The organism is Actinopolymorpha sp. B17G11 (assembly GCF_040196095.1).
Classification (GTDB): domain Bacteria; phylum Actinomycetota; class Actinomycetes; order Propionibacteriales; family Actinopolymorphaceae; genus Thermasporomyces.
The window spans coordinates 168857-190103 of sequence record NZ_JBEFTW010000008.1 but is presented as its reverse complement, the minus strand read 5'-3'; the positions used below and the strand labels follow the sequence as shown (position 1 = coordinate 190103).

At 67.1% G+C, this 21247-nt stretch carries 13 protein-coding genes; 8 read left to right on the top strand and 5 right to left on the bottom strand.

Annotation, left to right across the window (positions count from 1 at the left end):
- Positions 1–3: 3 nt before the first annotated feature.
- Entirely contained in the window at positions 4–3177 is a 3174-nt protein-coding gene (locus tag ABN028_RS11475) for an AfsR/SARP family transcriptional regulator (RefSeq protein WP_349696603.1), read from the bottom strand.
- Between the two features lie 448 nt (positions 3178–3625).
- Here ABN028_RS11475 and ABN028_RS11470 point away from each other — a divergent pair, with 448 nt between their 5' ends.
- On the top strand, positions 3626–5434 hold the full coding sequence (locus tag ABN028_RS11470) for an ABC transporter ATP-binding protein (protein WP_349696602.1): 1809 nt from the start codon (positions 3626–3628) through the stop codon (positions 5432–5434).
- On the top strand, positions 5435–7213 hold the full coding sequence (locus ABN028_RS11465) for an ABC transporter ATP-binding protein (protein WP_349329344.1): 1779 nt from the start codon (positions 5435–5437) through the stop codon (positions 7211–7213). It abuts the gene before it with no gap.
- Between the two features lie 99 nt (positions 7214–7312).
- On the opposite strand, the gene ABN028_RS11460 is transcribed toward ABN028_RS11465, so the two are convergent.
- Both ABN028_RS11460 and ABN028_RS11455 read right to left on the bottom strand, forming a co-directional pair.
- Positions 7313–8014, bottom strand: coding sequence for a GNAT family N-acetyltransferase (locus ABN028_RS11460; RefSeq protein WP_349696601.1), 702 nt, complete (start codon positions 8012–8014; stop codon positions 7313–7315).
- A gap of 96 nt (positions 8015–8110) precedes the next feature.
- Positions 8111–8578, bottom strand: coding sequence for a GAF domain-containing protein (locus ABN028_RS11455; protein WP_349329346.1), 468 nt, complete (start codon positions 8576–8578; stop codon positions 8111–8113).
- A 689-nt stretch (positions 8579–9267) separates the two neighbouring features.
- On the opposite strand from ABN028_RS11455, the gene ABN028_RS11450 reads away from it, so the two are divergent.
- From ABN028_RS11450 to ABN028_RS11440, 3 genes are all read left to right on the top strand, one after another.
- A complete protein-coding gene (locus ABN028_RS11450) occupies positions 9268–10104 on the top strand; it encodes a hypothetical protein (RefSeq protein WP_349696600.1) in 837 nt (278 codons plus the stop codon).
- A 1051-nt stretch (positions 10105–11155) separates the two neighbouring features.
- Positions 11156–12991 (top strand): ATP-binding cassette domain-containing protein, encoded by a 1836-nt coding sequence (locus tag ABN028_RS11445; RefSeq protein WP_349696599.1) that lies wholly within the window; start codon positions 11156–11158, stop codon positions 12989–12991.
- Positions 12988–14790 (top strand): ABC transporter ATP-binding protein, encoded by a 1803-nt coding sequence (locus tag ABN028_RS11440; RefSeq protein ID WP_349696598.1) that lies wholly within the window; start codon positions 12988–12990, stop codon positions 14788–14790. Before ABN028_RS11445 ends, ABN028_RS11440 begins: the two co-directional genes overlap by 4 nt.
- A 231-nt stretch (positions 14791–15021) precedes the next feature.
- On the opposite strand, the gene ABN028_RS11435 is transcribed toward ABN028_RS11440, so the two are convergent.
- Together ABN028_RS11435 and ABN028_RS11430 are read right to left on the bottom strand one after the other, a co-directional pair.
- Entirely contained in the window at positions 15022–16764 is a 1743-nt protein-coding gene (locus ABN028_RS11435) for an inositol monophosphatase family protein (RefSeq protein WP_349696597.1), read from the bottom strand.
- Between the two features lie 217 nt (positions 16765–16981).
- The gene (locus ABN028_RS11430) at positions 16982–17932 is read right to left on the bottom strand and encodes an alpha/beta fold hydrolase (protein WP_349696596.1); all 951 of its coding nucleotides are present in this window, start codon (positions 17930–17932) and stop codon (positions 16982–16984) included.
- 426 nt (positions 17933–18358) lie between these two features.
- On the opposite strand from ABN028_RS11430, the gene ABN028_RS11425 reads away from it, so the two are divergent.
- From ABN028_RS11425 to ABN028_RS11415, 3 genes are read left to right on the top strand one after another with little or no spacing between them, the layout of a single operon-like run.
- Positions 18359–19435 carry a FecCD family ABC transporter permease gene (locus ABN028_RS11425; protein WP_349696595.1) on the top strand — a complete coding sequence of 359 codons (1077 nt, stop codon included), beginning with the start codon at positions 18359–18361 and terminating at the stop codon, positions 19433–19435.
- Entirely contained in the window at positions 19432–20244 is an 813-nt protein-coding gene (locus tag ABN028_RS11420; protein WP_349696594.1) for an ABC transporter ATP-binding protein, read from the top strand. Before ABN028_RS11425 ends, ABN028_RS11420 begins: the two co-directional genes overlap by 4 nt.
- A complete protein-coding gene (locus ABN028_RS11415) occupies positions 20241–21227 on the top strand; it encodes an ABC transporter substrate-binding protein (RefSeq protein WP_349329355.1) in 987 nt (328 codons plus the stop codon). Before ABN028_RS11420 ends, ABN028_RS11415 begins: the two co-directional genes overlap by 4 nt.
- Positions 21228–21247: the final 20 nt, after the last annotated feature.

The window sequence follows — 21247 nt, the reverse complement described above, 5'->3', positions numbered from 1 at the left end:
CCCTCAGGAGGCGAGCGTGACCTCGACCAGCTGAGACCAACTCGACTGCGCACCCTCCTGCGTCACCTCGGCGAACCGTGCTTCGCCGAGGTGACGTCGCGCGTCCTGCTCGATCCGGGCCGCATCCGGTTGGGAGCGGTCCGGCAGCCCTCGTACGCCGACGCTGGCCGCGAGCAGCCGCGCCGCCTGTTCGTACTGGTCGAGGCGAACGGCCAGGTCCGCGACTCCGACGAGCATCTTGGCGATCACGGGTGGCGCTCCCGCCTCGGATGCCGCCTGCCAGGCAGCCACGCGGTGGGTACGGGACTCTCGCAGATCGTCGGCCAGATAGCCGAGCACGTCATGGATCTGTGCGCGGTTGTTCGCCTGCTCCGCGGCATCGCCCAGGAGGGTGGTCGCGTGGCCGAGTTGCTGGCGGGCACCGTCGGCGTCGCCGCGCAGGCGAGCAAGCTCCGCCTTGGCGAGCGCCAAGGTGACCAGCGCGTACGGCCAGGTAACACCCTCGGCGCTCCGCTCCGCGTCGGCGATGGCGGCCGCGCAGGCGTCGCGATCGCCGTCAAGCCAGTACAGCAGTGCCTGTTGGGTCCGTACCTCGATGACGTCCTCGACGGCGCCGATCTCGGTGAGGACCACGATCGCCTGTTCGTAGTACGCGCAGGCATCGGCGAACTCGCCCCGGATGGCGAGCTGGTTCGCAAGCTCGGACAGGGCCATCGACATCCCGAACCGTTCGCCGAGCGCCCTGAACTCCGCGAGCGCCTGCTCCAGCTGCGCCTCCACCTCCCGGCCGCCCTGCCCGACCATGGTCCGCATCTTGCCGGCCTGCCACCGAGCCATGGCGCGTACCCAGGGGTCAACGCTGTCCAGCAACGACTCGAACGCGGTCACCGCTTCCTCCGGTGCCCGCAGGAGGCGTTCCAGCGGGATCGCGAACTCCAGCAGCGGGTTTCCCTGCTGGCTTTGCTGGCTGAACCGGTACGCCTTGTGGATCCATTCCGCGCCGAGATGTTCGTCGCCCCGCCCGGAGGTCACGTAGAGCACGACCAGCCCGTACGTCATGGCTCGGGTGTCATCGGTCACCTCGCCCGGGAGGTTGGCGGCCGCGATCAGCAGCTCGAGGCCTTCGGTCCGACGACCGCCGAGCCACCAGTACCAACCGGTGGCGGCCGCGAGCCGCATCGCCGCCTGGGCGTCACCAGCCGCGATCGCCGCCCGCAACGCGGCGCTGAGGTTGTCATGGTCCGCCTCGAGCCTGGCGAGCCACTCCAGTTGCTCGGCGCGGCGCAGGTGCGGCTCCGCGGTCTCGGCGAGCTCGGTGAAGTAGCCGAGATGCGCCTGCCGAGCCTGGTCGGTTTCGCCCGCGTCGGCGAGCCGATCCGCGGCGTACTCCCTGATCGTGGTGAGCATCCGGTAGCGCGGCGCGCCGTCGCCAGCGGTGACCAGCAGCGACTTCTCGGCCAGCGAGGTCAGCAACTCCAGCACCTGATCCTGCTCCACTGCCTCACCCATGCAGACCCGCTCGGCCGCCTCCAGGCCTGCCCCGCCCGAGAACACAGACAGCCGGCACAGCACCATCCGTTCGGCATCGGTGAGCAACTCCCAGCTCCAGTCGACCACCGCCCGCAGCGTCCTGTGTCGTGGCAATGCGGTACGACTCCCGCTGGTCAGCAGGCGGAACCGGTCGTCGAGCCGGTTGGCGAGCTGCTCGACGGTCATGGTGCGCAACCGGGCGGCGGCCAGCTCGATCGCCAGCGGCATGCCGTCCAGCGCCCGGCAGATCCGTACCATCAACGCTTTGGTGTGGTCGTCGACCCCGAGATCCTGGCGCACCGCGCCGGCCCGGTCCCGCAGCAACTGGACGGCAGGCGAGGATGCCACCTCGGCACGGCCGGCCTCGGTTGGCACCGCCAGTGGCTCGACCTGCCACAGCGCCTCCCCGGTGATGCCGAGCGGCTCCCGGCTCGTCGCCACGATCCGCAGCCGCCGGCACTCCCCGAGCACCCGATCGGCGAACGCTGCCGCCGCCTCGATCACATGCTCGCAGTTGTCCAGGATCAGCAGCATCTCCCGCTCGCGGATCGCGGCGATGAACCCCTCGACCGGGTCCGCGCTCGGTGCCGCGCCGAGCAGCGCATCCCGGAGCCCGAGTCCGGTGAGCGCTGCCTGGGCCACGTCACCGTCGGCACCGCTGGCGGCGAGCTCCACCAGCCAGACCCCGTGCGGCAGGTCGCCGACCAGCGGGCGTGCGGCTTCCGTGGCCAGCCGGGTCTTCCCCGAGCCGCCCGGCCCGATCAGGGTGGTCAGCCGATGCTGCGCGACGAGTTCGCGAACCGCGGCGACATCGGCGTCCCTGCCGACGAAGCTCGTGAGCTCGGCCCGTACGTTGGTCCTGCGGTTCTCCTCCCGCCGCCCGAGCTCGCCCCGCAGCAACGCGACGTGCAAGGCCGACAAGTCCGGCGAGGGGTCGGCGCCCAGCGCGTCGGCCAGGGCTTGCCTCGTGCGCTCGTACACGAGCAGCGCCTCGGTTTTGCGACCCGCCGCAACGAGGGAACGCATCAGCGCGGCAACCAGCCGTTCTCGCACCGGATGCGCGGCCACCAGGTCGGTCAGCTCGGGGACCAGCGCCGCACCGTGGCCGAGGTTGACCTCCGCATCGAACCGATCCTCCATCGCGGTCAGGCGTAGCCGCTCGAGCCGAGTCACCACCGCGTCGAACTCTGCGCTGTCCTCCAAACCGACATCCTGCAGGGCCGCACCACGCCACAAGGCGAGGGCCTCGCGCAGCAGCCGCGTCCGCCGTGAGTCCTCCTCATTGCGAGCCAGAGCGACGAGGCGTTCGAACCGCAGCGCGTCGACGGCATCGGGGTCCACCGCCAACCGGTAGCCGCCCGTCTGCCCCTCGATCACACCTCCTGGCAGCGCCCTCCGCAGCCGGGAGGCCAAGCGTTGCAGGGCATTCGCCGCATCGGCGGGCGGGCTCTCACCCCAGATCCAGTCGATGAGTACCGACTTCGGGATGACGCGACCTGGGCCGAGGGCGAGGGCGATCAACAGTGCACGCAACCGGGCGCCTGGCACGTCGGCCAAGGCGCCGTCGTCCGTGCGAACCTCGAATGGTCCGAGCATCCCGATCTGCACGAGCGGATTCTCCCACGCCGGCTCGCTCCTGCCAGACATGCGGCCCGTTTCCAGTGCCGCCTTCAACGGCTGCTTTGCGGCGCCGGCGAGCTGACGTCAGGGATGCAAAATTCCAGCTCGACGGGATAGGGTGCACGGCATGTTCGCCTAATCTCGAGCGGCCCCAACGTGCCGCACCTGTCCGACTGCTCGGTCACACCGTGCTCGCGGTGGTGGCCCCAGTTCGTGACGGAGATGGCTGGTTCAAGCCTGTTGGCGAATCCGCCACGGCTCTACGCATCGCTGTGATGCTCTGACGCGAACAGGTCGGGGCTGACAGCGATCTCACACCCGGCAAGGCTCACTTCGATTCCGCGCCCGCGAGCTGACGGCTCAGCCTTCTGGGGTCTCCCTCACACCCCGCCAGCTGACCCCTGCACCTCTCGCGGCACTCGCGTACGAACGTGGGCTCCGAACGTCACAAGAGATGAAGCGGTGAGAATCGGCAGTGCTCAGACTGATCAGATATGCGTACGCCGGCGGCTACTCTGTGGTGGCAGTAGTAAGTTGCGCAGCTGTTGCGGCGTGCTTGGCTATGCTCCTGGCGCTCCAGATCGGCAACGTTGTCGGTGCGGCACCACAGGTCGCCGAGGCTCAGAGCGGGGGATCAGCGGGCACATTCTTTGCCCAGGCTGCTGTCTTGGTAGCCGTATTCGCCCTTGACAGTGTGCAACCTACTTTGCTGCACCTAGCCACGCGTCGGACCGTCCTCAACCTAGAATGCAGGACCAGTGACCGAATTCTCCAGCCGCTCCTCGGACCACCTCGTATCTCCCACCTGGAGGACTCGAGCGTTCAGGACTACGTCCAGCGGGCCAGGGGAATAGGTAGCTTCGGCATACGCACCGGCATCGAAGCCATTGGCCCACGGATCAGATCGCGACTCACCGCCCTGGGCGCAGCGGTGATAATCGGGTGGACCTTTTCTGTATGGGTGGCATCAGCGCTCCTCGCAACCACCTGGTTCCTCGAGTGGTACACCGCGCGACTGCTGATAGCGGAGTCCGATCAGCTGACCGACCAGACCGAGGGGAAGCGTCGGTGCGGGTACATCTTCGACCTGGCCATGGATCGTGGCGCCAAGGAGATCCGCATATTCGGCCTGGCTGACTGGTTCAGGGACCGCCACCTGTGGCTGTGGAGCGAGGCCATGGCGCCACTTTACCGAGAACGGATGCGCGCCGCTGTGGCCACCCTCGCGGTGTACGGAGTGCATCTGGGGATGATGATCGCTGCCGTCGTCCTGGTCACCCGGGCGATAGAGCAAGGCAGCCTTGGGCTTGCCGAACTGACGACCGTGGTGGTGGCGATCGTCCAGCTCGGAATGTCGGCCGACCCTGCGGCTGCGTGCGGGGTGCGTCGCGGTCTGGAAGCTTATGAGGCAATGCTGGAGATTCCCAGGATGGTGTCGCGGAAGATAGTGCACGGATTGGAAGTCGCGCCACAGGACAGTCCAGACGCACAAGCCTCGGATTCACTGGTTCGCTTCACCAACGTTACCTTCAAGTATCCTGGTTCGGAAAACAAGGTACTCAATGGCCTGGACCTCGACATCAGACCTGGCGAACGCCTCGCACTGGTGGGAGTCAATGGTGTGGGCAAGACAACTTTAGTCAAACTTCTGCATGGGCTGTACCTTCCTGAATCCGGACGGATAACCCTAGGTGGGCACGACCTGAGCGAAATGAATGACGACGCGCTGGTGTCGTGGCAGCGGGGCATTGTGCCAGTCCCGCAGGAATTCGCCAGGCTCCCGCTGTCTGTTGTCGAGAACGTGGCGTTCAACTCGTGCGAACTTGGTACGCATGAGCTTGAAACTCTTCGAGGCGCTCTCGCAAAGGCTGGTGCTGGCAGCTTCGTCGAGCGCCTTTCCCGAGGTGGAAATACCCTACTCGACAAGGCATTTGAAGGTGGTGCCGACTTGTCTGGGGGCGAGTGGCAACGACTCGCCCTTGCTCGAGCTCTGTACGCTCACTCGTCTGGAGTACGTCTGCTTGTACTCGACGAGCCCGCAGCCGCGCTAGATGTTCGGGCAGAGGCAGATCTGGTTGACCGATACCTTGAACTGACCAGCGGCGTCACTTCGTTGACCATCTCGCACCGGTTCTCGGTCGTTCGAGGGGCGGATCGGATCTGCGTCATGGAGAGTGGCCGCATTGTCGAGTCTGGTGCTCATACGGAACTCATGACCAATGACGGGACGTACGCGCGAATGTTCCGGCTACAGTCCGACCGCTACCTCGAGGGAGCACAGTAGATGCTTGAATTGAGCCGGTCGTTGCTCGCGCTGCTGGCCCTCACTTTCAGGGCAGCGCCAGTCTTGGCGGCAGTGGAGTTCCTTTCGGTCTGCGCAGTCGCGGTAGCTGTTCCGCTTCAAACGTACGGACTTGCACGCCTGGTCGATGGACTAGCTGGCGGCAGGGGGAGCGGACAGGGGGTCCTGCTACTTGCGGCCGGTGTACTGGTGACCTTCGTGGGCAGGATTGCGTCGAGCGCTGTGGAGGCATCCCTGGAGGATCGGGTTGAAGTTGCGCTGACAAGTGAGCTCTTGAGCGTAACTACGTCCATCCCTGGGTTGAGCCACCATGAGCGTCCGGAGGTCGCGGATCGTATCGCCACGGTGCGAGAGGAGTCCCGCGATCTCAAGTATGGTCCAACTATGTTCGGCTCCGCGCTTGCCGTCGGCATGGGGACGGCAACCGTACTAGTCGTGCTCCTCACCATCCACCCGGTCCTGGTCGCACTCCCCGTCGTTGGTCTGGCCAGGGTCTGGGCTGCCGGGCGGGCCGGCAACCGGCTCCAGCGCTCCAACCGCTCGACAGCGCAGCATCATCGAATGATCGAACTAGTTACTGACTTTGCTGTGTCGGCGCGGCATGCGATGGAGGTGAGGGCGTTCGGGCTGCGGAGTTTCCTGCTCGACCGGCTTGGCCACCTGTACGACTTGCGTGATCAACCACGGTGGGCGGCAGAGAAGGACGCGGCTCGCACCGAGATCGCGGGGCGACTAGTTTTCTGCCTCGGATACGGTGCTGCGATCTGTTTCGTTGCCTGGCAGGTGCGTGCTGGGTCCATGGGCGCGGGAGACATTGCCTTGGTAGTTCTGCTTGTGCCCCAGGTCGACAGCGCCGCGTCCGGGTTGGCGAGCTCATCTCGGGTGATCTCGTGGATCTTGGAGATTGTCGCTAATCTTCGTTGGCTTCGACTATATGCGGAGAGTGAGTCTTGGAAGGGGGTTCGTGGCGCTACACCGCTGACGCTCCGGGACGGGATTGAGCTGCGTAATGTGACATTCTCGTATCCGGGAACTCCGGGGCCATCACTCAGAGACGTCAACTTGGCAATACCCGCCGGCACCACTGTCGCCTTGGTCGGCGACAACGGCGCGGGGAAGTCAACGATAGTTAAACTCCTGGCCCGATTCTACGACCCGACGGAAGGCTCAGTCCTGATTGACGGGACCGACCTGCGCGAGTACGATCCGGGTTCGTGGCGGAAGGTGATGTCGACTGGTTTCCAGGACTACGCGAGGTTTGAATTCACCGCCCGAGAAGCAGTCGGCCTGGGGGATCTCGCGAATATGGACGATCCTCATGTACTGACGAGCGCGCTGCGGCGAGGCGATGCGGCAACGGTAGTCGAAGGTCTGCCGTCCGGCCTCGACACCCAGCTTGGTACCAGGTTCACCGGCGGTGTCGAGCTATCTGGTGGGCAGTGGCAGCGGCTGGCCCTTGCACGATCCTTCATGCGAAGGCAGCCTTTGCTGCTCATGCTTGACGAGCCAACTGCTGCACTAGATCCAGAGTCGGAGTACGCGCTCTTCACAAGAGTCGTTGCCGCGTCTCGACGCACGACCGGGTCCAGCGGGGGCATTACGCTGTTGGTATCGCATCGCTTCTCGACAGTCAGGATGGCCGACATGATTGTGGTCGTCTCTGGTGGACACATAGTCGAGGTGGGTAGTCATGACGATCTCATGGCCCGAACGGGCCAGTACCATGAACTGTTCAACCTACAGGCGAAGGCATACCTTTGATGGTTTGCTCCCGCCAATCAGGTGGCGAGGACGGACGCTTTCGCCACGTCGCGGGCCTGGACCGCAGGCGGCGGCCGCGAACGAGCTCTGCCAGTTGGGCTATTCGCTGCCGCCGGCGCAGGACTGGTCCCAGTCTCTTCGCAGCAACACGCACACCGCCAGCGGAGCGCCGTTCTGTCCTTCAAACTCTTCGCTCCAGAGTTCGCCCGCATACCGCATGCCGATGCGCTCCATCACCGCACGCGAACGTTCGTTGTGACGGACAGTGCACGACACGACGGCCTGCAACCCGAGGACGTCGAACGCAAACGCCAGCCCGGCACGGCCGATCTCAGAGGCGTACCCGCGTCCCCAGAACTCGTGCCGGAGCGCCCACCCGATCTCGAGCCAGTTCGCGTGCGCCAGGAATGGGCGCCGACTCTCGTGCGCGACGCGCACCCACGGCTCTGCCGGAAGGTATGCGTAGATCCGACCCCAGTCCTCGTCAACCGGCGTGCGCGACAGTCCGCCCCGACCGACTACCTCGCCGCTCACCCGGTCGTACGCCATCCACTTGTGGACGCCTTGCAAGCGCCACGACTCGCCCATGGACTTCGCCTGATGATCCATCTCCGCAAGGCTCGGCTTCTCGTTGCCGTACCAGGGGCGCACCTCGTCGTCGCTGTGGACAAGCCACAGGTCCTCGGCATTGGCGGTGCCCACCGGTTCAAGCCGCAGGCGCCTCGTGAACCGGGACCCACCATCGTCGGCCAGTATCAAGTCCTCCACGCCGCCCGGCGTCGCTCGATCGTCCTCACCCATGTCGCTGGACGTTAGCGACAGCGCACAGCACACTCAACACCTTTGCCGGCCGGGGGACAGGTTGGCTGACGGGCTGACACGTGAAGCTCCGAGCGTTTACGCAGCGAGGATCTGTGCTGCTGCGTCGGTGAGTGCCCTCGCATCGTCGACTGATCGCAGAAAGCCCTGCCTTCGCCGGTATGCGACGATCGCCCCGAATGGCGCATTGCGCCGACGGAGCGGGAACGCAAACACTGCGTGGACGCCAAGGGCGAGCGCCGCCATTGCATAGCCGGGCCAACGAGCTTGGACTTGTGGCGTAGCGAGATCAGGCACGAGGACCGGTGTGTTCCGAAGTACGGCATGCACACCAGGGCCCTCGGCGCGCTGTGTTCTCAACTCATTGAGCGCTTCGCTGATGCTGTCGCAGCACCACAACATATGCCACATGAGTAACCCATCCTCGATGTCGATGCGACTGGCACAGATGCCGTCGACGTCAAGGATGCGGGCGCAGTCGTCTGGCGACACCACGCCGAGCGAGTTGGCTGGGCATTCGTCCAGTTGGCGAAGAAGAGTGGCCATTGGTGGACTAGGCATTTTTAGCCCCAGGCCCGCAAGGTGAACATATCGGAAAGCCTCTTCTGTGATCGACTTCAATGTCGCCGACCAGACTTCCCGGCACGCCAATGCGACCTTACTGCGACTGTCCGCAGCGTGTCTAGGATGACGGCCGCGCCGGTCCCGTACATCTCGCAGGTCAGGCAGGTCGGAGTCTCGAAGCCCGCTGCGGTGGGTCTGGTCGTACTGCCTGAGTAGCGCGCGGGCGCCAACGCCGAGCATTTCCTCACCCAACAGGCAAGGGGCGATCGACCGTCCTGGCTGACCGCGGAACTCGGAGTCGCTCGAGAGGCGCGGGCCCTGGATGTGTACCGGGGACTTGGCGCCGGGCTGGCGAACCGGCGGGCGAGTCTTGCCGTACTCGGTGGGAGTCCGGTCCCGGCTGTGCCGGACCACGCATAGCCACTCGGAGCGGCCGGTTGGAGGAAGTCATGACGCTCTCACGGTTTCGTCGACGGCCACTTGCCAGGCTCGCGGTCATGGTGATCGGGCTGTCGGCTGCTGTTCTGGCCGTTGCAGTCCCGGCGGTGGCCATTCCGCCTGGCGGTCCTGGCGACCCTGACGGTCCCGGGACGCCTGGTGTGCAGTGCTTGGAGAGGACCCGGGCGAGGAGCAGTTCGGTCGACCAGCGCACGACCTTCGGGGTTGAGACGGTGCGGTACTCATGGAACATCGAGCCGGGCTGTGGTGGACTGACGTTCTCGGTGAGCGGGCAGCCAGTTGGGCCGAAGGGGAGCATGCAGGTCAGCGTCCCGACCAGCAGATACCTGTCTGTCCGCGGCTCGCTACCAGGCACCGGATCCGGCGAGTGGGGCAGGCAGTTCGTCCTCGCCGGCCGGATCGTCATCTATACCGAGTCGAGCAACGGGGAGCTGATCGCGCACCCCGGCGCCTCGTCAGGGATCACGTCGCACGACGCGATGGTGAAGGAGGTCGCCGAGAGCGTCAAGCCGCAACATGTGAGTGGGTTCGAGGGCAAGGTGTTGGAGATTCACCGGATCCCTTCGGACCGGCAGGTGACTGATCTGCCGCCCTGGGACCATCTCGACCCCGATGAGAAGACCGACAGTCCGAGTGACGGTGACCGGACCTGGGGTGACCTCCGCGGTCTCAGCCACAGTCGCAGCGGCCGTACAGGTATCGCGATCGCGGTCGGCCAGGAGCGAACTGTCTACACGGTGACTCACGAGCTTGGCCACGTCGTGCTCTCGCTCGGAGCGCCGGAGCTCATGGGGGAGGTCGACCAACTCCGAGCAGCACAGGTCTTCGCACTCATCTTCGGTGGCGACACCGAGCCCGTCGGCTGCGATGACACGTACGCGCTCTCCACCGTCGATGAGTACTGGGCCGAGGGCACCGCGGCGCTCTTCGACACCAGGGAGGCGTGCTCCCCGCCGCCTGTCTTCAGCACCGAGTACACACCGTCGTTCCTGAGGACGGAGAACGTGCAGCTGTACGACCTGCTCCGGCGCGTCTACAACGCCGGCTGAGGCTGCGTCCCCGGCGGCGAGCTCTCCTCTCCTGCGAGAAAGGATTGGGCGGCGGGTACGAATCGACGCCTGGTGTGAACGCGCAGCAGGAGTGGTCCTTTCGCTTGGCCCGGCGCTCATGAGTCGCTTCCGCTACCCATCGACCCTCCGTGTTTCGGGCATCCAGATCACCGCACTCCGGTCAACCGGTGAAGGGCTCGAGGAAGAAGCGGCCCCACGCCACGAAGCCGGCCAGGGCCAGAGGGGCCAGGTTCCCCACCACGAACTTGGCCTCGTGACGCCGGATGCGTCCATGGACGTCGAGCCTGCGGTCGCAACGCGCCTGCGGGGGACCGCGGAAAGCGAATCCAGGAGTCTGGCATCCTCTCCAGGAGGATGAAGGTGGCGGCAGTGTTCGCCAGGTTGGATCCGCCACCTGTCTCCCCATGGCAGAGTGCGCCCACGCCGTAGTCGAGGTGGCTACCGAGCTTGTGTCGCAGCTTTCGATACCCGCCGAGGCCACGGGATTTTCCGCCCGTCCCCTTCTTCAATGAAGTGACCTGGACTCGCTATCCCGAGGGCGAGGGTCACATCACCGCCCATCGTGATCCTTCCGGGGTTGGCGGGGTGATCGCGGTGTTCACGTTGGAGGGCAGCGCTTCAACGTCGGTGGTGCCGGCGCGCCGTACTTCACGTAGTTCGGCGGCCTGGGACGGACGGCAAGGACGTCACGCGCGTGGCCTGCGCCGTGATCCAGAAGTGACCAAAATCTTGTCAGATAAGGCGTCGTGCGAAGCCGGTCTCTAGCTGCGTAGCCTCCACGAGATGGATGACATTGCTGCGGCGCGGTCCGCTCTCGAGGCGTGGAGCGAAGCCGGGTTGGCTGTGATCTAGGTCATATACGGCGTGCGGAGGACGCGTCCGGTGTGCTGACATCAGGCGTCCGCCGCCGCGGGGCCATCGCTGTTCACGAAGCTCTCGGAGCTGTCCTTAGGGGGTTGTCTTTTCCGTGCCTGTGTTTGGTCCTGGTCGTCGACGCCGTGTCCCGAACCGGTATCTGCTGCATGCTCGCTTGCTGTGGCACGCAGCGCCCGGCATGGCGGCCGCCTGTGTGGCGCTCGCCGTGATGCAGGCGTGTGCGATCACGGTGGCAATGGTCGCGTCGGGCCAGTTGGTCGAGTCGGTCAGCGCAGCCGTTCGGGCGGGGATGGATTCAGCCGCGGCGGGCGAGTCGTGGGTGTGGCTGGTGGTCACGGTGGTGGTGTGGGTGGCGGCGCCAGTCGCGGGGGCGGTGTCTCGTGGCGTCGAGGAAGTCACTTCGGCGCGATATCTGGCCGCGTACTACGACCTCGTTGCCGACACGGGCGTGCGTCCGCATTCGGTGGCGCATCTGGAGGACCCAACGGGTGCGCAGCAGATGGAGTCGGCAGTCGATGCGTCGCGGGACTGGTTGTTCCTGAGCGGGATCGGCGGCACGTGGGGTGCACTGTCGAACAGGTTGAACGGTGTCGGCGCACTGATCGTCGTCTCCATGTGGCAGTGGTGGGTCGGCCCGGTCCTGGTGGGGTGCTGGCTCCTGCTGTCACGTGCGGTGGCGCGTTGGCGCAGTGCGGTCTTCGACGACATGATCGGCGAGACCGGTCTAGGGCGGCGGCGCGCGTCGTACCTGCAAGGTGTCCTGGGTGGTCGTGCCGCGGCGAAGGAGATCCGGCTGTTCGGGCTGGGCGGGTGGCTGCTCGACGGTTTTGTGGCCGTCTGTCGCGAGACGATGGCCATCGTGTCGTCGCGGCGCCTTCGCGGGGTCGGCGGCACGCTGCCGCCCCTGGTGGTGCTGTTGGTGGTGAACGCGGGAGCGTTCGCGGTCTTGGCCGCCGACGCCGCCGCAGGCCAGATCTCGACCGGTGTGGTTGTCGCGGCAGTGCAAGGGATCTTGGGTTTGGCTGCGTTCGGGTCGCAGGGGGATGCGGAGACCGGGCTGGGACGCACCGCATCGTCGGTGGCTGCGGTCGCGGCATTTCGGGCGCGACTTGGCCTGCCGTTCCTGCCGGCTCCGGTGCGGGAGGAGTCCCGTGGGGCGGCGGCAGGCGTGGGCTCGGCGGGCGTGGGCTCGGCGGGCGTGGGCTCGGCGAGCGTCGTCGAGTTGCGGGATGTCACGTTCGGCTACCCCGGTGCAGACGGGCCGGTACTCGCGCACCTCGATCTCACGATTCCGGCCGGGCAGTCGGTCGCTGTGGTCGGGGTCAACGGCGTGGGGAAGTCGACGATCGTCAAGCTCCTGTGCGGTCTGTGGAGTCCGCAGGGCGGGGAGGTCCGCATCGATGGGTTGGACCCGAGTGTCGACCCACAGGCGCGGCGCAGGATCTCGGTGATCTTCCAGGAGTTCGTACGCTTCGGCCTCTCGGCCCGGGCGAATGTCGAGGCGGGCGCGGGCTGGAGCCGGGTGGACGATCTCGATCGGCTCGCGGTCGATGCCGGCGCCGATCCCGTGGTCGCGGGCCTGGACGACGGGTGGGACACGGTGCTCTCGGCGGAGTTCACCGGAGGTACCGACCTGTCCGGGGGCCAGTGGCAGCGGATCGCACTTGCCCGGGCACTGGCCGCTGTCCGGGCAGGTGCGGGAATTCTTGTGCTGGACGAGCCGACCGCGGCGCTCGACGTACGTGCAGAGGTCGCGCTGTTCGAGTCCTTGCTACGGCTGCGGTCGGGGCTGACGACGATCCTGATCAGTCACCGGCTGTCCAGCGTTCGGCATGCCGAACGGATTGTCGTGGTCGGACCTTCAGACTCCGGCGGCGCTCGGGTGGTCGAGGACGGTACCCATGATGACCTTGTTGCTGCTCGAGGAGACTACGCCCGGCTCTTCGAGCTGCAGGCTTCCCGGTTCGCCGCTGCCAGGGGTGTCGCATGAGCCGTGTGGTGGATGCGGTTCGGAGCTTCTGGCGCGCCATGCACTTGCTGGTCACCTCGTCGATTCGGGTCGCGCCATGGCAGGCGGTGCTCTGCCTGGCCGAGACCAGTGGCGTGATCCTTCAACTGCTGCAGCCGCTGTGCCTGGCCTGGTTCGTTGCCGGCGCGGTCGCACACGACACGTCGCTGATGGCGCTCGCCGCCGGTGCGTTCGTGGCGCAGATCGCCGTCGGTCGGGCGCTGATCTGGTTGGGGATGAACGCCCGTGCCGGCCAGCTGGAGCGGGTGAGCTACGCCTTCGATGCGCGTATTGCCGAGATCACCGCATCGGTTCCGACCATCGAACACCTCGACGACCCGCACTATCTCGACCAGCTGCAGATCATGCGAGAGGAGCGGGGATCCCTCGGGCTTGCGGTCAACACACTGCTGAACAGCCTCAGCGGAATGGCCGGCGTCGTCGGCGTCATCGCGCTCGCCGCAACCGCTGACTGGCGAATGCTGCTGGTCGCCGTGGCCGGTGTTCCTGGCGTCCTCGTGGGTCCACTGCTTGCTCGTTGGCAGGGCCGGGCCGAGGCGGCCGGAGCCGAACGGGGTCGGCTGGCCGCGCATCTGATGCAGGTGGGTGGTTCGCCCGCCGGTGCCGGTGAGATTCGGGTCTTCGGGCTGGCCGACCCACTGCGTAGCCGGCTCGCCGCCGCCACCCGTGCCTGGTGGGCGCCGAAGGTGGGACTCGCGGTGAGAGAGTCTGCGGTCAACATCGCGGTGCAGGTGATCTTCTACGGTGCCGCAGGTGCAGTCCTGGCGTTTCTGGTCCGCGACGCCATCGGCGGTCCGGTCAGCGTGGCCGAACTCACCCTGGCCCTGCTGCTGGTCGGCCGGCTGCAGGGCGTGAGCGGCAGTCTGCGCGGCATCATCCACGACGTTGCCGCGATGACCCGTACCGCTGGTCGTTTCCTCTGGCTCGTCGACGAAACCGCGCGGATCCGGGCGGCGCACGCCGGCTGGGACACACCCCCAGCGACGCTCAGGGATGAACTCGTACTGGATCGAGTCACCTACCGGTATCCCAGGCACGAGCGCCCGGCGCTCGAGGATGTCTCGCTCACCCTGCCCGCGGGCCGTGTCATCGCATTGGTAGGCGAGAACGGCGCCGGCAAGACCACGCTGGTCAATCTGATCACCGGCATGCTCACGCCAACCAGCGGAGCCATCCGGATCGACGGCGTGGACCTTGCCAGTCTCGACCCGGCTGGGTGGCGGTCACGGCTCGCCGGGGCGTTCCAAGACCACGTACGGTTCGAGTTCCACCTCCGCGAGACCGTCGGGATCGGCGACCTACCCGCACGCGACGACGAATCCGCGGTACGTCGCGCGATCCAGGCGGGTGCGGCCGAAGCCGTTCTGACCTCGATCCCACGCGGCCTCGATACCCAACTCGGCGTCACCTGGCCCGGAGGGGTCGACCTGTCAGGTGGCCAGTGGCAGCGACTCGCCATCGCCCGCGGCATGATGCGCGGTACCCCTCTCATCCGCATCCTCGACGAACCCACCGCCGCACTGGACGCCGCCACCGAACACGAGTTGTTCGACCGCTACACCCAAGCCGCGAGAGCAGGGCGGGACGCAGGCACCATCACCATCCTCGTGACCCACCGCTTCTCCACCGTCGCCGCCGCCGATCACGTCGTCGTCCTCGATCGCGGACGCGTCATCGAGCAAGGAACCCACACCGAACTCATCACCCGCGGCGGCCACTACAGCGAGCTCTACGAGCTGCAAGCCCGCGGGTACCGCTGAAGCTGTCGGCGGAGATCCCGTTCGAACGCGCTCCGCCGGATTCACGCACGGACGTACGAACGCCGCTGGCCGTACGGCTACGTGGTGTGGTGCCCGCCGTTCTTGGAGCTCCCGCCTGGCGTTCTCTTGACCTTGGCCGGCGCCGATCAACTCCTCCCAACCGGGGGACAGGTTGACGCCATTCCGGGTGGCGACGGCCTCCGCCGGTGCGGTAGTGGAGGTAGAGCGACGTCACTCGGCGGTCTGCTTGGGCGTGATGGGCGGTGACAGCGCGGTGAGCAGGTCGTGGTGGATCCGGCCGTTGGAGTACAGCCCACCCCGCTGGTCCGGCGTGATCCCGCCGCGGTGGTCGGTGAACGAGCCACCGGCCTCGTGGACGAGCAGGATCCAGGGTGCGTGGTCCCAGGGGTGGCAGCACTCCACGAAATATGCGTCGAGCTCGCCGCGGATGAGTTCGACAAGGGGTAGTGGCGTCTGGGCCGGTTGCCGGGTTCGGGCCGGTAGCCGGTGGGCGAGTGGCAACGGGTGAGCGGCGACGAGCGCGTCTTCGATCGCTGCCGTCTTCGAGACCCGCAGCCGCCGGTCGGGCCCGCCGGTCACGCGTTCGTACGCCCCGGTGCCGGTCTCCGCCCACCAGCGGACGTCCAACGCCGGCGCGTCGACGATGGCCACGATGATCTCGCCGCCGCTGTCGAGGGCGATCTGGATCCGCCAGTGCGAGTCACCGCGGGCGAACGCGCCGGTTCCGTCGATCGGGTCGAGGATCCAGGTCCGGTCGCCGGTTCCATCGCCGCCGAACTCCTCGCCCAGCACTCCGTCGTCGGGTCGCAGTTCGGCGAGCGCGTCCCGGAGGAGCCGCTCCACCGCTCGGTCCGCCTCGGTGACCGGGCTCGCGTCCGCCTTGGTCTGCGTGGTGACGCCTCGCTCGAAGTAGTGCCGCGCGACCACCGCCGCGCGGTCGGCAAGCGCGTGTGCCAGCTCGAGGTCGGACGATGCGCGGGTGACCGGTGCCGTGGCGGGCGGGTGGTTGGCGCGCGTGGACCGGGTGTTCGTGGCCTCGCGAGCCGCGGCCACCAGCGTCGGCCCAAACCACTGCTCGCGCTCAAGGCGTTCGGTGAGCATCGTCACCTGCGGCGCGATGTCGGCGCCGTTGGCCCAGCGCGCGCAGAGATGGTTGCCGAGGTTGCTCAGGTGGAACGCACTGCGCAGATCCGCGAGCAGGTCGAGGTCACCGACATCGGTGCCTGCGACGTCGAGGTAGCCGCGTACGAAGGTGGCTGCCCGGGCCACCGTCGGCCGCGCCAGCGACGCGGCGATCGCGATGTCGGCCAACCGCAGGTCCAGGTGCGCGAAGTCCCAGTCGACGACCGCGCCGACACCGCCGTCGTGCATCAGCACCTGGCCCGGAGCGAAGTCGCCGTGGGCAACGACCCGCGGGAACGAATCGATCGACGCCGCGCTCAGGCGTCCGTGCACGTCCTCAGCCATCCGCCGCAGCCATGCCCCCGCCGCACCGAACGCCCGCTCGAAGTCCGGCAGAACCTCCGCCATCGTCCGGCCGCCGCCGGGGCGCGGCACCGTGAGGAACTCGTCGAGCCGGCCCCAGCCCGGTCGTTGCCCGAGCCGAACCGCCGGCTTCGCGGTGCGCTCGTGGAGCTCGGCGAGCAGCCGACCGTAGCTGGCCGGATCCTCGACCGGGACGGCCGGGTGTGCGCCGTCGACCCAGCTGAACGCCACCCAGACCGAGCCGTCCACCAGCGTCGGTCCCGCGAGGACAGCCGCGACCGGCGCGCCCACCTCGGCGAGGGTCCCCAAGAGATCGCACTCGTAGGCGACCTCGGGCAGGAGCCGAAAGGGCGGCGACTGGCGCAGGGCGACCGGCGCGCCGTCCCGGTAGGCCCGCCAGACCTTGCTGACCCGGCCGCCGACGATCGGCTCGGCGTCCGGGCCGTCCAGCCCGAGCGCGGACACCACGTCGGCGGCGATCGATGCTGAGATCGCGAGCCACCTCCTCGACGGACCCGCCCACCCGAGCGGGTCCCACGATCGAACCTAGCGCCGCGGCGCCGGTCAGGATGCCGATGTCCGCACCGTAGAAGGCCAACGCCGGCCGCTCGCCGCCGTCCGCCCGCTCGTCCGGAGCGCCCGGGCTGCTGGCCGGCAGCAACCCGTGTCTCTCCCTGGGCTCCAGCTATCTCTGTTCGGCCCTGGTGGTGGTCAGGAAGTCCAAGAGTTCGCGGTAGAGGATCGAGCGGGTGCCGGTGAGCATCGCGACGTGCCCGCCGGGGCATTCGGCTACCCGTGGTGGTCGACGCAGCCGGTCGATGAGCGCGAGGCTGGCAGGTGGCGGCACGATGTGGTCGGCCCCGGCGACGGCGAGCATGATGGGCACGTTGAGGCTTTCCAGGCGTGCTGGTCGGCCGTCCACGGCCCAGCGGCCGTCGAGGAGGGCGTTGCTGCGGGCGTAGTCGACGAGGTCGAACAGCAACGCGCCGGGAATAGGCGTCTGCTCCCAGACCCACCGGGACAGTGGGCCGGCCGTCGCTCGCCAGGTCAGATCCCGTCGCCGGCGCCAGGTCTGGCGGGCCGCGCGCAGTGCGATGGGGCGGAGCCAGTGGAAGCTCTCCCGGATGAGCGGGGCGGGCAGGAGACCATTCCCATCGAGGGCGAGAGCGGGCGCCAGGCGTGGTGAGCGGAGGAACCCGCCCAGGCGGCCCGCGGCCGCCGTGTCGATGAATGGGGCAATCGCGGTGAGGGACGCCAGCCCGGCATCGCCGAGCGCCGCGTGCGCAGCCAGAGCCAGCGTGCCGCCCAGGCAGTAGCCGACCAGATGCACCTCCGGCTGGCCGCTGTGCTCGCGGACTGCCTGCTCGGCCAGCATCAGCGTGGCGACGTAGGCGTCGAACCCGCAGCCTTCCTCGGCGGGTCCTGGGACTCCCCAGTCGAGCAGGTACACGTCATGGCCCGCGCCCCGGAGCGCGGCGATCAGGCTGTGACCCGGCGCCAGGTCGAGCACCCAGGAGCGGGTGACCAGCGAATGCACCACGAGGACAGGTGGGCCGGGTGCACGATGTTCGCTCATGTAGCGCCGGAGCACTGCCGGACCGGACCGCCACACCACCGAGGAAGGAGTGGCCGGCACACTCGCACGGGATAGCCCAGCGGCAATTTCGACGACATGAGGCCAGGCCGCCAGCGCTGCCAGCAGGCGCGCACAACCCGCCCGAAACCACCGACCAACGCGGGCGATCCGGTTGGCTCGCAGCAGACCCCGGTCTGTTGAGGTGAGATGCCGCCAAGAGACCCCCGACAAGGCGACCAGACTCGCCGCGACGAGCATCGCCGCAACGGCGACCACTACCCAGCGCATGGGACATCACCCCTCCCGACCATGGATGTTCCTCCTGCGGGCATCAGGCTAATGCCGCGGCACAGGTATGGCCGCATTGACTTGACAATGGAAATCGTTGTCGTAAAGGTGGTTGTCGTGACCGCTGGCCGCGGTCCATAGGTCAGCGGCTGGGCGTCGGTCAGTCCTTGCGTACGCGGCGATGGGGGAGAGGGATACGTGGCAGACCAGCGGCTGGCCCGGCCGGCCAGGCCCCTCGAGGATTCGACAGTGGTGCTGGTTGCCGTTGCTGGACTGGCGATTGTGCTCCTGCTGTCCATGGTGGCTGGTGTCGCTCTCGGGCAAGCGACAGTGTCGTTGGGCGACTCGCTCCGCTACGTCGGCGCAGCGTTGATCGGTGGCACGATCCCGGCCGATGACGTGACGGGGTACTCGATTGTCTGGGTCGTGCGTACGCCCCGGGTCCTGCTCGCGGCCGTGGTCGGCGCCGGGCTCAGCGTGGTCGGTGTCGTCGTTCAGGCGATGGTCCGCAACGCGCTGGCGGACCCGTTCATTCTCGGTGTGTCGTCGGGTGCTTCGGTCGGCGCGAGCGCGGTCGTGGGTTTCGGCCTGTTCGCGGCGTTGGGGATCTACGCGTTGTCCGCGGCTGCGTTTCTGGGCGCTCTGGCCGCGTCAGGTTTGGTGTACGTGGCGGCCCGCACTCGGTTCGGAGTCAGTCCGCTTCGGCTTGTGCTCACGGGCGTTGCGTTGGCGTACGGCTTTCAGGCCGTGATGAGTGTGATCGTCTTCTTCGCGCCGCAGGGGGAGGCTGCCCGGACCGTACTGTTCTGGCTGCTCGGAAGTCTCGGCGCTGCGACGTGGGGTTCGTTGCCTCTCGCGGCAGGTGCCGTCGTCCTCGCCATCGTCGTGGTGCTTCGTCGGGCAGGGGCACTCGACGTGATGGCGCATGGAGATGAGACCTCCGCGACCCTCGGACTGGATGTCGCGGCACTGCGCCGGTTTCTCTTTCTCCTGACTGCGGTGGTCACGGGCGCTCTCGTGGCGGTGAGTGGCGCTGTCGGCTTTATCGGGTTGGTCGTTCCGCATCTGGTACGACTCGTCGTCGGGCCGAGCCACGGCAAGGTTCTCGTGATCGCGCCGTGGGTGGGGGCGATCTTCCTGGTGTGGGTGGACCTGGTGGCGCGTACTCTCCTGCCCCCACGAGAGTTGCCGCTCGGCGTGATTACCGCGCTGGTGGGGGTGCCGGTCTTTGTGGCGTTGATGCGACGTCGCGGCTACCTGTTCGGGGGCCGATGATGCGCCTGGTCCTGGACGCCGTTTCGGTCGAGTTCGCGGGTGTGGCACTGGTTCGGGCGCTCAGCCTCAAGGTGGGCAGCGGCGAGGTGGTCGGCATGGTGGGGCCGAACGGTAGCGGAAAGTCCACCGCCCTGCGGTGTGTGTACCGTGCGCTTCGTCCTACCGCGGGAGTTGTCCGTGTGGACGACGCGGATCTGACAACCCTGGCCCTTCGTGACAGTGCCCGCCGGGTCGCCGCTGTCACTCAGGAGAACCAGTCCGATCTCGATTTCACCGTACGAGAAGTGGTCGCGCTCGGCCGGTTCCCTCATCACGAGGACAAGCGAGCATTGAACGTACGGGAACGTCAGCTGTGTGAGAAGGCGATGCGGCGGACTGACGTGCCGCACTTGGCAGATCGAAGCGTGCTGACCCTCTCAGGTGGTGAACGCCAGCGCGTTCTGATCGCCCGTGCGTTGGCGCAGGAGCCGGAGCTGCTGGTGCTGGACGAGCCGACGAACCATCTTGACCTGAGACACCAGGTCGAGCTGTTGGCGTTCCTGCGCCGTTGTGGTCTCACTGTCCTGATCGCCTTGCACGATCTCAACCTCGCCGCCGCGACCTGTGACCGCCTTGGTGTGTTGAAGGATGGAGAGCTCGTGGCGAGTGGAGCCCCCGATGAGGTGCTCACACCTGATCTGGTGGATCGCGTGTTCGGTGTACGGCCGGTGATCGTTGCACATCCGCAGACCGGCGCCCCCCGCCTGCTGTACGACCTCACCTCACGCGACAGCTTTGACATGAACAGCAAAGAAGGGAGCGCTCGATGAAACGTGTCCTGATCCCGTTGCTGGCGGCGACCGCTGGAGTCCTGGCCGGCTGTGGGGCGGAGGTGCAGCCGCGTGGCGACTCAGGCCCGATACCTGTCACGATCGAGAACTGCGGGCGTGAGATCACCTATCCCATGCCGAAACGTGCCGTGGCGTACGACATGAGTGCGACGGAGAAGATGTTCGCGCTGGGCCTGGCCGACCAGATGCGCGGCATCGTACTGCCGAAGACGGCCGAGGAACCTGCCGAGCGTTCGCCGCACAAGGATGACTACGAGCGCGTCGAAATTCTCAGCGATGACGTGCTGAGCCGTGAAGTGGTCGTGGACGTCAAGGCCGACTGGGTGTTGGCGGGCTGGAACTCCGGCTTTTCCGAAGAACGCGGTGTGACGCCCGACCTCCTCGACCAGGTAGGCATCAAGAGCTACATGTACACCGAGACCTGCTTTGACTATGGCGACAACCCAGCACGGGTGCGCCCTCTTCAAGCCCTCTACACCGACCTCGAGCAGATCGGCGAGATCTTCCACATCGAGCGCCGTGCCGAGAGGCTTGTCGCAGACCTGAAGCACCGCGTCGAGGCGCTTCGGAACCGGCAACCAGAAACCGAACGGGCGAGGGTTTTCGTCTACGACTCCGGCACTGACGAGCCCTTCACCTCCGGCAACCAGACCACGCCGCACACCATCGTCACGCTCGCCGGCGGCGACCACATCTTCTCCGATCTCGATCAGCGCTGGACAACAGTGGGCTGGGAAGCGGTCGTGAAGGCGAGGCCCGAGGTGATCGCCGTCGTGGACTACGGAGACCAACCGGTTGAGGACAAGATCGCGTACCTGAAATCGCTGCCCGCGCTGGCCGAGACCCCGGCGGTACGCAACAACCGGTTCTACGTCCTCGACTACGGCCAAGCGGTCACCAGCCCGCGCAGCATCGAGGGTGCCGAAGACTTCGCCAGATATCTCCGATCGATCGGACGATGAATGAAGGCAAACGAGGGTGT